Origin of the sequence: Ligilactobacillus equi DSM 15833 = JCM 10991 (assembly GCF_001435735.1) — a bacterium.
Lineage (GTDB): Bacteria > Bacillota > Bacilli > Lactobacillales > Lactobacillaceae > Ligilactobacillus > Ligilactobacillus equi.
This window is the reverse complement of the sequence record NZ_AZFH01000197.1, coordinates 1-11,889: the sequence shown is the minus strand read 5'-3', so window position 1 is coordinate 11,889 and position 11,889 is coordinate 1. Positions and strand designations below refer to the sequence as shown.

8 protein-coding genes are annotated in these 11,889 nt (G+C 40.1%); 5 read left to right on the top strand and 3 right to left on the bottom strand.

What is annotated here, in order from left to right:
- Nucleotides 1-404 precede the first annotated feature (404 nt).
- Together FC36_RS10360 and FC36_RS10355 are read left to right on the top strand one after the other, a co-directional pair.
- The gene (locus tag FC36_RS10360; RefSeq protein WP_035188780.1) at nt 405-680 is read left to right on the top strand and encodes a nucleotide pyrophosphohydrolase; all 276 of its coding nucleotides are present in this window, start codon (nt 405-407) and stop codon (nt 678-680) included.
- Between the two features lie 33 nt (nt 681-713).
- A complete protein-coding gene (locus tag FC36_RS10355; protein ID WP_056986920.1) occupies nt 714-2,444 on the top strand; it encodes a DUF2075 domain-containing protein in 1,731 nt (576 codons plus the stop codon).
- 356 nt (nt 2,445-2,800) lie between these two features.
- Here FC36_RS10355 and FC36_RS10350 read toward each other — a convergent pair whose 3' ends face one another.
- The 3 genes from FC36_RS10350 to FC36_RS10340 form a co-directional block, all read right to left on the bottom strand.
- Nucleotides 2,801-3,208 carry an arsenate reductase ArsC gene (locus FC36_RS10350; RefSeq protein ID WP_025021389.1) on the bottom strand — a complete coding sequence of 136 codons (408 nt, stop codon included), beginning with the start codon at nt 3,206-3,208 and terminating at the stop codon, nt 2,801-2,803.
- Nucleotides 3,209-4,026: 818 nt separating this feature from the next.
- Nucleotides 4,027-5,811, bottom strand: coding sequence for an ABC transporter ATP-binding protein (locus FC36_RS10345; RefSeq protein WP_025021390.1), 1,785 nt, complete (start codon nt 5,809-5,811; stop codon nt 4,027-4,029).
- On the bottom strand, nt 5,812-7,554 hold the full coding sequence (locus FC36_RS10340) for an ABC transporter ATP-binding protein (RefSeq protein ID WP_025021391.1): 1,743 nt from the start codon (nt 7,552-7,554) through the stop codon (nt 5,812-5,814).
- A gap of 217 nt (nt 7,555-7,771) precedes the next feature.
- On the opposite strand from FC36_RS10340, the gene FC36_RS10335 reads away from it, so the two are divergent.
- From FC36_RS10335 to FC36_RS12735, 3 genes are all read left to right on the top strand, one after another.
- On the top strand, nt 7,772-9,499 hold the full coding sequence (locus tag FC36_RS10335; RefSeq protein ID WP_056986922.1) for an ABC transporter ATP-binding protein: 1,728 nt from the start codon (nt 7,772-7,774) through the stop codon (nt 9,497-9,499).
- Between the two features lies 1 nt (nt 9,500).
- Nucleotides 9,501-11,243: an ABC transporter ATP-binding protein gene (locus tag FC36_RS10330; protein ID WP_035188781.1), complete on the top strand. Its 1,743-nt coding sequence runs from the start codon at nt 9,501-9,503 to the stop codon at nt 11,241-11,243.
- Between the two features lie 94 nt (nt 11,244-11,337).
- Nucleotides 11,338-11,889, top strand: a 552-nt coding sequence (locus FC36_RS12735; protein ID WP_056986918.1) for a helix-turn-helix domain containing protein, incomplete at its 3' end; no start/stop codon positions are given.

Below are 11,889 nucleotides of genomic sequence, written 5' to 3'. Positions count from 1 at the left end.
GGGGCAATTCATCACCCGAACAAAGTTCGGGAGTCTTCTTGCCCCTGTGATAAAAATAAAGGATGGGCGTTGATAGCACCCATCCCTTGACAGACCGTTTAAGACGCTGACCAAATTACAAAACAATTAATAAAAATCGCTTATGAAACCGGTCAAAGTTAACAAGAGCGGTTTTTTATTATGCCTAATTTCTGTTATGCTTGTCGACATTGATAAAAATCGAAAATCTTATTATCTTAGTTAATTCCGTGCTATACCCCAAAATATAATAGCATCTACACCAATAGCTACCTACAGGGGAGTAGCGAAGTGACAACCAACGTTAAAACGGCTTTTGTAATCTTGTTAATATGCACAATTTTAGGGTAAAATAAATCTAAAATCATTTTCGGAGGCTAAGCTCAATGGATAAAGATATAATGCAAGAACTTATTAAATTCCGAACTGATCGAGGATGGGACAAGTATCACAACTTAAAAGATCTCGCTCTCTCAGTTAGTATCGAAGCAAGTGAAATCCTCGAATTATTCCAATGGAAACCAGAGTTGGATTATAAAAATATCGAAGACTTAAAGGAAGAAATTGCTGACACCATGATTTACTTACTCTATATGTGCGACAAACTCAACGTCGATCCTAACGAAATTATTCTTAATAAAATTCGAAAAAATCAAAAGTGATCATGGAATTTTGATTAAGGAGTTAAAAATAATATGTCTAATAAAGTTATTATCCAAGAATTTCCCTACAACCAAACAGGCCTACAACAACTGCGCGATAACGCTCAAAAAGATGGCCACGATAATCGTTATCTTTACCAATATCCTACCGTCTATATTATTAATGACAAGAGCAAAAATGGTAAAAATCAATATGCTGTTTATATCGGAGAAACCAATAATATCGCTAAAAGAACTACTCAGCACTTAATTGACGATCCTAAAAGTAGAAATGATTGGAATTCCCTATCTAAATCAAAAACTGCTCAAATATACGTTATTGCTCACAAACACTTCAATAAATCACTAACCCTAGATATAGAAAATCAATTGATGTTACACCTTGGCACCGTGGATAATGTTATAAAAATTTACAACCGTCGGACTAACCAACAAGGTGAATACTATCCTGTTGAAGAATTGGACAGTATTTTCAACGCCATTTGGACTAAACTACATAAAAAAAATAAGGAACTCTTTCCAGCCCTAAGCACTATCCGTGACTTGGCAATTTTCAAAAGTTCGCCCTTTCATAAGCTTAAACAAGAGCAACTAATTGCTCGCAATGTAGTTATGGAAAAAATTGACACGGCACTCGAAAATGAAGAAACTGGTCAATTAATTATGATTACAGGAGAGGCCGGATCTGGTAAAACCGTTCTCCTCAGTAGTATCTTTAACGACTTACTTCAAGATGACCGTAACATTGATGTACACTTAATGGTTAACCACGATGAACAAGTCAAAGTTTACCAAACAATCGCGAAAAAACTCAGCTTTGATAGTAGTCGAGTAACTAAACCTACCGTCTTTATCAATAATGCTAGCCACCCCGTAGATGTTGTCCTTGTCGACGAAGCACACCTACTTTGGACGCAAGGTAAACAATCTTACCGTGGTAAAAACCAACTTCAAGATTTACTAAAATTGGCCCGTGTAGTCGTCATTATCTTTGATAAAAATCAAATTCTCCGCACTCAACAAATCCTAGAAGCTGACGATATCACCAAATTAGAAAATCAAGCGCGAAAAAACGATAACCTTATCGTATTAAAGAATCAAATGCGTATTGATGCTGATAAGCACACCATCAATTGGATTAGAAGTATCGTTGACAAACAAACAGTCGGTACTCTAAAAACTAACAGTACCCGCTATGAAGTTAAGATTTTCGATACTCCACAAGCCTTAGAAAGTGCCATTCGCTTAAAAAACAAGCAGGATGCTGATAGTAATTATGCCAATGGTATTTCACGTATAATTGCAACTTTCGACTGGAAATTTAGTTCTGCGTCTAAACCAAAAGATGATGAACTCTGGATGGTTAAAATTGATGACTGGAAACTTCCTTGGAACAACCAAATCAAGCATAAAAAACATCATAACATCAACTACAAGGATTTATCCTGGGCAGAAAAGCCTGAAACTATCAATGAAGTTGGTTCAACCTACACAGTTCAAGGTTTTGATCTTAATTATGCTGGTGTAATTATCGGTCCTTCAGTCAAATATCGCGATGGTCACATTGTTTTCGATAAAAACGAACATGCAAACAAAGACGCTAATCAAAAACGAACTTTAGCAGATGGTTCTAAACAAAGTTTTGCAGAAGAACTTATCAAAAATGAGCTCAATGTCCTCCTAACCCGTGGAGTTCACGGTCTTTACATCTACGCTGTCGACCCCGAACTCAGAGCTGTCCTCAAAAAAGCTGTCCAAAATTAATTAACTTAAAGAAGCCTTCCCAAAAACGGGGAAGGCTTTTTTAGTGATATTCACTATAATAATTTAAAACTTTTCTCTATAAAACTCATCTTCACACAATTTTACAAACAGCACCTAACATAATCTCTCGACGTACCTGAAATAGATTCAAATTCACTTAATTTTTATATCGTCCAAGTTAATGTAATATTCAAAAAAATGAAAATTCCATTGCTGTTATTAAACATTGATATACACTCTATCAGCTTCACCAACATAGCCATCATGCCCAAATACACCGTTTTTTAAAGTATATAAGCAAGCTAAATGGTTTCGTCTCCTTTAAGCGGAGAAATTCTGAAATTACTGAGTAACCGTCAAATCACACCTTGTTCAATTCGTTTAGCTAAGTCAGCCAACTTACTTTCAATTTGGTCCATGGTCGTTAAAAAAGCTGCCTCACTTTGACCACTAGGGTCATCTAGTCCCCAGTCTTCACGATAGCGACATGGTAAACTTGGGCAAGAAACATTACAGCCCATCGTCACCACAATCTCGACCGTCGGAAGATCAGTCAATAGCTTAGAATACTGGTCGGCTTCCATATCTATGCCATAGCGTGCTTTCATTAGCCGGACAGCATCTTGATTAATTTGTGATTTGGTTTCTGTTCCCGCTGAGTAAGCTGTAAACACAGCGCTGTAATCCCGCTTGGCCAAAGCCTCGGCAATTTGACTCCGACAAGAATTGTGAACACAAATAAAGGCTACCTTAGGTTTAGACATCTTCTTTCCCCCTCATTAATTTCCTTCATTATACCAAAAATCCCCAGCCTAATGACTGGAGATTATGCTTATCTCTCTTTAATCCGAATTTCTTGTATTGTCTTTAACTTTCCGCCATCGATAGCAACTTAATCATTGCATTCGGTTAAAAAAGAACGTATAATGGTAACGAAAAAAGGACGATTGCTTTACAATCATCCTTTGACAAACAGACCGTTTAAGACGGTGGTTTGAGTTACATTGCAATAAAATTACCGCTCAATAACCTGGCCAAAGTTACGAAGAGCGGTTTTTTTGTGGTTACCTTTTGTTGCGATTGTCGAGATAAGTCAACAATGCAAGTAGAAACATTCCAAACGCCATTAGGTCGCTGAAACTGAACACAAAGTTGTTTCCTTTCGTGAAAATTTTCCGTACGAAAAACCTCCTTTCAAAAGTTACAACCACCGCCTTATAACTTTCTGTCTATTAACGATTGTAACACATAAATAATTGTTTTTAGGACAAATCACAAAAAAGCTAGACATGTTGCCAGATTTTTTATTTGTGATATAATGTTCCTAATTGTGCAACGCACAAGACACTAGTGTTAAGGGGCTAATCGATTGGTTAGCTCTTTTTGCCATACAAAAAATTAACTTGTTAGTTTTTCAGTACAGTAAGGAGGCTTGCAGCAGGAGATTTTATAGCATGGCCAAGCCAGTTGCGAGGATATTCGACTAATGTCATTAGCTATTTATTTCACAATATGCTGTTTTTTCAAAAAGACTCCCCTTCTTTATACCAAAAATCCCCAGCCTAATGACTGGAGATTATGCTTATTCTTTTGCTAACTGCATTTGATATAAATCAGCGTAGTAACCACCTTGCGCTAACAACTGCTCGTGGTTACCACGTTCGACAATTTCACCTTTATCAAGCACCAAGATTAAATCGGCATCCTTAATCGTAGATAAGCGGTGCGCAATCGCAATCGTTGTCCGCCCTTGTCGCATCTGATTAAGACCATTTTGAATTGCTTCTTCCGTTTGGGGATCAATATTGGAAGTTGCTTCATCCAAAATCAAAACCTTGGGGTCCCGCACAATCGTCCGCGCAAAAGCTAAGAGTTGGCGTTGCCCGTTAGAATATGTTGTCCCCCGTTCGGAAACCTTGGCGTGGTACTTGCCATCAAGTTTTTCGATAAATTCATCCGCCCGTACAAATTTGGCCGCGGCTTGAACTTGTTCGTCACTAATCTTTTGGTCAAACATGCGAATATTTGAGGCAATATCACCATAAAAGAGGAAAGGATCTTGTAAGACCAGCCCCGTTTTTTGGCGCAATTCTTCATGCGAAAAAGTCCGCAAATCGTGACCATCAATCAAAATCTCCCCGTCCATATATTCATAGAAACGTAAGAGCACATTAATAATTGAACTTTTACCTGAACCCGTGTGACCAACCAAGGCCACAGTTTGACCCGGGAGCGCCGTAAAGGTAATATTCTTCAAAATTGGGGTTTTATCGTAGGCAAAAGTCACATTTTTAAATTCAATCTTACCTTCCGTAATTTGGGCGGTTTCATCGACCGCTTGTTGCGGTGCCAGGCGGTCATCATCCATAATTTTCAAAATCCGGTAACCCGCCACTAAACCATCTTGGAAAACTGGCATGAAGTCCATCACATTACTCAAAGGATTGAAGAAATTTTGGACATAAGTTAAGAAGGCATAGATGACCCCCGCTTCAACAAAGATGTTACTTTGGGTTTCAATCCCAAAAACGCTTAAAGCCACAATTTCAGCTAAAGAATACATCAAAGTTACAATTGGAAAGAGGAAAAAAGAATTGATATTAATCATCTTAGCCCGTCTTTGGGCGTAGTAGTCATTGATTTCATCAAATTCACCTAAAATCCGTTCTTCTTGGTTGAATTGCTGAATAATGCCCATCCCCAAGAGTGATTCATTGATTTTAGTATTAATTTTACTCAAGGCTTCCCGAATCGTGCGGTAGATTTTCGACGAAATTTTTTGGTAAACATAGGTCGTCGTTAAAATTACCGGTACAAAAAGCAAGGTCGCTAACGAAATCGTTACATTGACACTCAACATGGCTACAAAGGCGGTTAACATTGACAACAGTGCCACCGCAATTGTCAAAAAGAGATTCCAGAAATCAAACAGTGTTTTGGTATCGTTAGTCACTCGCGAGACAATCGAACCCGTAGGCGTATTGTCAAAATACCGTAAGCCTAAGCGATGTAACTTTTTAAATAAAGCTACCCGCACGGCTTCTAAAGTGTATTCGGCCCCCATCGAGAAGGCAAATAATTGAATAAATTGGGTTAAGGCCTTGACCATCACCCCCAAAAAATATAGGCCCGCAAAGGCTAAAATAACATTCCAGGCCACATTCTTGCTGGTGAGGACATTGTCCATGTAGTACTGCAAGATTTGGGGCAAAACCACGTTCACGACCGCTAAACCAAAGGCAAAGATAAAGGCCGTGATAAAGTACTTCTTATAAGGTTTAGTATAAGGTAAGAGACGTTTGATAATCGTCTTTTGATCTTGGAAACTAAAGGCTTTGGCCCAAGCTGACTGGTTCTTATCTTCCACTTAGTCGTCCCCCTTTGGCTTTTTTTCTTGAAGTTGATAGGTTTGAGCATACCAGCCGTCTTTTTGGGCTAATAACTCTTCGTGCGTCCCTCTTTGGGCAATAGTTCCGTCTAAAATGACCAAAATTTCATCAGCTTGACTAACAGAACTCAAGCGACTTCCAGAAATAATGGTCGTCTTTTGCGCCCGCGTTTGGTGGAGGCGCTCTAAGATGTTATTTTCCGTCTTGGCGTCTACTGCTGATAAGGAATCATCCAAAATCAAGAGTTCCGGATCTGGCAACAATGCCCGCGCAATAGCGATTCTTTGCTTTTGGCCCCCGGACAAGGAGACCCCCATTTCGCCGACTTGGGTTGCGTAACCTTCATCCATGGCTACAATATCACGGTGAACATCAGCCAAGTAAGCCACTTCCTTAATTCTTTCATCATCAGCTGTCACATCCGCAAAACTAATATTCTTGCGTAAGTCTGTTGAGAAAAGGAAATTAGTTTGCGGTACATAACCAATCGCAGCCGAGTAATCATCCAGCTGGTAATCACGAATATCGTGACCACCCATGGTGATTTGACCTTGATAATGGTCAAATTCCCGCAATAGTAAGCGCAAAATGGTCGACTTTCCGGAGCCTGTTTCTCCCACCAGACCTAAAGTTTGGCCTGCTTTTAACTCAAAATGAACATTGTAAAGTTTGTTGTCAGCTTCTCCTGGAAAGGCAAAGCTGTCAATATCAAAGTTAATGTCGCCCTTAACTTTAGTTTCTGTCAACTTGGCAGGTGCCCATGAGGCTTGTTCCCCCAGCAGTTTACTAATTCGGTCATAACTGGCATTCCCTCTTTCCAAAATATTAAAGAGGCGTCCAATCGCAAACATCGGCCACACTAAAGCTGCCATGTAGGAAATAAACGTCACTAACTGTCCAATGGAAATCACATCATTGACAACATAGTACCCACCTAAAATAATAATGGCCACATAAGAAAGTCCCAAAATTAAAGATGTAAAAGGATCAAAGAGCGCATCTAAAAAGTAGGCCTTGCGGTCGGCTTGAATCGTGCGGTCAATATATTTTTCAAAATCCGCCGCATCTTCCTTTTCTTGACCCAAGGTTTTAATCACCTTAACCCCTAACATACTTTCCTGAGTCTTGTTGTTTAATTCGGAAAAAGCGGCTTGGGCCTTGTCAAAGGCTTGATGAATCTTATTACCCAAAACGGTCGCCATCAAGGCCAACAGTGGCAAGGGTAAGACCGCCAGAAGCGTTAAACGCCAATCAACAAAGAAACACATGGCAATAATTGTTGAAAGCCCCGTGAAAAGGGAATCCGCTAAGGTTAAAATCCCGGGTCCTGCCACATCACGGACGGCATCAATATCATTAGTAGCATGGGCCATCAAATCCCCAATGCGGTGTTTTTGGAAAAAGGTTTGGTCCATTTTCAAAAAGTGTTGAAAAAGTTTGCGGCGTAAGTTCTTTTCCAAAATGACAGAACCCCCAAAAACAAACTTCCGCCAATAAAAACGTAAGATATATTGAAAAACGGCTGCAAATAAAAAGAGTCCTAAATAAGACCACAGCATTTGTGGGCTCAGGGTATGCTTATCAATGGCATCCACCACACCCCCGATTAAACGGGGAGGAATCAGATTATTAAGAGCTACGACTAGAAGCGCCGTCACCCCAGCTAGGTAAATTTTCCACTCGGCTTTAAAAAACCAGCCTAGTTTTTTAAAAATCCCCATGTTTTCCTCCTTTAATGCTTAATATTTTCTTTAATTTTATAGAACTTTCCTTGGCTTTTCAAGAATTATGCTTACTTTTCATAACTGTTGAAAATCCCCCGTAGTGATATTTATTTATTGAATAACAAGTGCATAATATATATTTTACATATGTAAATTTTGACTTTACCATAATAATTAAGAAACTATCTAGAAATGAGGTTTTATCTTGCAGCAGCTGCGTAAAACATTAAGCTACTTAGTTGATTACCGTAAAGAAGCCATTTTGGCTCCCGCCTTTAAATTACTGGAAGCTTTGATGGAACTGTTTGTTCCTCTAGTCATCGCTGCCATTATTAATCAGGGGATTGGTCACCATAATTCCACCTACGTTTGGTGGTGTTTCGCCTTATTGTTAGGCATGGCTTTCGTTGGGATGGCCTTTTCTTTTACGGCCCAATGGTTCACCGCCAAAGCCAGTGTCGGTTGTGTAACTTCGCTACGTCAAGCGCTCTTTGACCATATTGGCCGTCTCTCTTATTCACAACTGGATAAACTCGGCACTGATACTTTAATTACCCGTTTAACCAGCGACATCAACCAAGTACAAAACGGATTGAACCTAACCTTACGCCTTCTCTTGCGAAGTCCGTTTATCGTTTTGGGGGCCGTCGTCATGGCTTTCTTCGTTAATGTCAAAGCCGCTATAATTTTCGTGATTACCATCCCAATTCTAAGTGCGGTCGTTTTTGGAATCATGTTAATTACCATCCCTTTATATACCAAAAGCCAAAATGCCTTAGATAAGCTCACGAAAACGAGTCGCCAAAACTTAACCGGCGTCCGAGTGATTCGGGCTTTTGGGAAAGAAGCTGATGAAATTGCCGAATTTGACCAAGAAAATCACGCGCTGACTAAGATTAATGAATTCGTGGGGCGCCTATCTGCCCTCATGAACCCCGCTACTTACATCATTATTAACGTGGCCACAATTTTCTTAATCCAACGGGGCGCCATCCAGGTCAATCTCGGACACATGGCTCAAGGTGACGTGGTGGCCCTTTACAACTATACGGCGCAAATCGTGGTGGAATTAATCAAATTAGCCTCGCTCGTAATCTCCATCAACCGCGCAATCGCTTGTGCTAATCGGATTCAAACTGTCTTAGATTTAGAACCGGATATGACTTATCCTCAAGTACTAAATACACCAGCAGAAAATGACTTAGCCGTAGCCTTCCAAGATGTTAGCCTTAGTTACAATCACAATGATGCCCAAGCCGTATCCCAGCTTAACTTCCGTGTTCAAACGGGACAAACGATTGGGATTATCGGCGGAACTGGCAGTGGAAAATCCACCCTGGTCAACCTTCTCGCCCGTTTTTACGATGCGACTCATGGAAAAATCACCGTGGCGGGCCACGATGTTAAAGCCTATCCGGCAGGGCAATTAATTGATAAAATCGGCATTGTTCCCCAAAAGGCGGTTTTATTTGAAGGAACCATCCGCTCCAACCTTCAATGGGGAAAGCCTGATGCGACCGAACAAGAACTTTGGCAAGCCCTAGAAGTCGCTCAAGCCAAAGAGATAGTCCAAGGTAAGGCTGGCGGACTCGATGCTCAAGTCGAACAAAACGGGCGTAACTTCTCTGGTGGTCAACGCCAGCGTCTCACGATTGCCCGTGCCCTAGTCAAACAGCCAGACATCCTTATCCTAGATGATTCGGCCAGTGCTTTGGACTTTGCGACCGACCTCAAGTTACGGCGCGCTTTAAAAAAACTGGCTCATAAAATGACTATTTTTATCGTTTCCCAAAGAACCTCCAGTGTCCGAACCGCAGATAATATTTTGGTCCTTGATCAAGGTCAAATCGTTGGGCAAGGAAACCACGACCACTTAATGGCCACTTGTGAGGTTTACCAAGAAATCTACTACTCCCAATTCCCTAAGAAAGGCGGTCACTAAAATGAATCGTACCGATAGTTTGACAACTTTGAAAAAAGTTTTAAAAATCATTGCCCGCTACCGCTTTCTCTTAATTCTGAGCATTTTCCTGGCAGGTGTGTCTGTAGTCTTACAACTTTACATCCCGATTATTTTCGGGCGTGCTATTGATCAAATTCTCGGGCAAGGTCAGGTCCATTTCACCCAAATCCAAGCCTACCTCTGGCAAATTCTAGTCTTACTGCTAATTGCCGGTGTGGCCTCATGGGTCATGAATCTGATTAACAACCGCCTAACTTACCATACCATCCAAGAAATTCGTGCTAGAGCTATTCGTCAGGTGGAACGCCTGCCACTTAAATATTTAGATTCCCATGCCAGCGGGGACACCGTTCAAAGAATCATTGGTGATGTCGACCAATTGTCTGATGGGCTCTTGCTTGGTTTCAGTCAACTCTTCTCTGGCGTGGTCGCTATCTTCGTAACCATTGGCTTTATGTTGTCCAAAGACTTTATTATCACCACCATGGTTCTGATTTTAACACCTGTCAGTTTCTTGGTCGCCCGTTATATCTCTGGACGTTCTTACAAAATGTTCCGTAAACAAACAACCACCCGGGGCCAACAAACCGCCCTTATCAACGAAATGGTTGGGAACGAAAAAATTGTCAAAGCTTTCGGCCACGAAGTCCAAGCCTCTCAACAATTCGCCCATGTTAATCAAGAATTACAAACCTACTCCCAAGAAGCCATCTTCTTTTCATCCCTGACTAATCCCTCCACTCGGGCCGTCAATAATATAATCTACGCATTAGTGGCCTTAGTCGGTGCTTTACGAATTATGGCTAATTCCTTAACAGTTGGGGGCTTAACGGTACTTTTAGCCTACGCTAACCAATATATGAAGCCTTTTAATGATATTTCCTCTGTCATTACAGAGCTACAAAATTCCCTGGCTTGTGCCGCCCGTGTTTTCGCTTTAATCGAAGCCAAACCCGAAAGTCCCGATCCCGACCAAGCTTTACCTGAAGCTCAAGGACTCATCGACATAGACCATGTTGACTTTGCCTATGATCCTGATAAACCATTAATCCAAGACTTTAACTTCACCGCCAAACCTGGGATGAAAGTAGCTTTGGTCGGCCCGACAGGTTGTGGAAAGACGACTTTCATTAACCTCTTAATGCGTTTTTATGATACTGATAAAAATCATATCAAAATTGACGGCTATAAAATTAAGGAAGTTTCACGTAAATCTCTCCGCCAAAACTTCGGAATGGTCTTGCAAGAAACTTGGATTAAGGAAGGTACCGTCCGGGAAAATATCATATTGGGTAAGCCTCAGGCAAGCGAGGAAGAAATCATCCAAGCGGCGAAAGACTCTCACTCTTGGGAATTTATTCAACAATTACCCCAAGGACTCGATACTTTCATTACCGATGAATCTCTCAGTCAAGGTCAAAAACAATTGCTCTGTATCACACGGGTGATGTTGCAGATGCCCCCAATGCTAATTTTAGATGAAGCTACTTCTAGTATTGATACGCGGACAGAGTTGAAAATTCAAGCTGCGTTCGATAAACTTATGGAAAATAAGACCAGTTTTATTGTGGCACACCGCTTGTCAACCATCCAAAATGCTGATTGTATCTTAGTGATGAAAGCTGGCAAAATCATTGAGCAAGGCAACCATGACAGTCTCATGGCTCAAAACGGTTTCTACACTCAACTCTACAACGCACAATTCGCTAAAACGGCGGAATAAGCAATTAACCCCCAAGTTTGATTTAGGCTATAATACCTTCTAAGTATACAGATGAAATATACAAAATCATCTAGATACTTGGAGGGTATTTTTTATGGCAAGAAAACCAAAATTTAATTCAGCACAAAAACTATCTATTTTAAAAGAGGCTAAGGAAAAAGGTATATATGAAATTTCTAAAAAGTATTCAATTAATAATAAAACTATCCAACAATGGTGTCTATTATACAAATATCAAGGAATTGAAGGACTTAAAAGTAAGCGTACTAACCAAAGTTATACTCTTAACTTTAAAATTTCTTTAGTTACAGCATTTATGGAATCGGGAGATTCTTTACTAAACTTCGCAATAAAAAATGGATTAAAATCTCATACACAACTATATAACTGGATAAAGCGGTATAATGAAGGTACCTTAAAGGCTTATCAGCCTAGAAAGAGAGACCTAAATTTGACTAAAAAAAGAAATTCAACCAGAAAAACTACCTTTGAAGAACGCCTAGAAATCATTGAATTCTTGATTAAACATGATATTAATTACTATAGAACAGCCGAAAAATATGATGTGAGTTATGCACAAGTATATAACTGGTATAAAAAATATACTAAGAGTAATAATGATCCAGAATCACTTCGTGATAACCGT

What these genes read in the sequence shown, in the direction of transcription:
- FC36_RS10360 (WP_035188780.1), top strand. Translation starts at nt 405, where the DNA reads ATGGATAAAGATATAATGCAAGAACTTATTAAATTCCGAACTGATCGA.
- FC36_RS10355 (WP_056986920.1), top strand. Translation starts at nt 714, where the DNA reads ATGTCTAATAAAGTTATTATCCAAGAATTTCCCTACAACCAAACAGGC.
- FC36_RS10350 (WP_025021389.1), bottom strand. Translation starts at nt 3,208, where the DNA reads ATGTCTAAACCTAAGGTAGCCTTTATTTGTGTTCACAATTCTTGTCGG.
- FC36_RS10340 (WP_025021391.1), bottom strand. Translation starts at nt 7,554, where the DNA reads ATGGGGATTTTTAAAAAACTAGGCTGGTTTTTTAAAGCCGAGTGGAAA.
- FC36_RS10330 (WP_035188781.1), top strand. Translation starts at nt 9,501, where the DNA reads ATGAATCGTACCGATAGTTTGACAACTTTGAAAAAAGTTTTAAAAATC.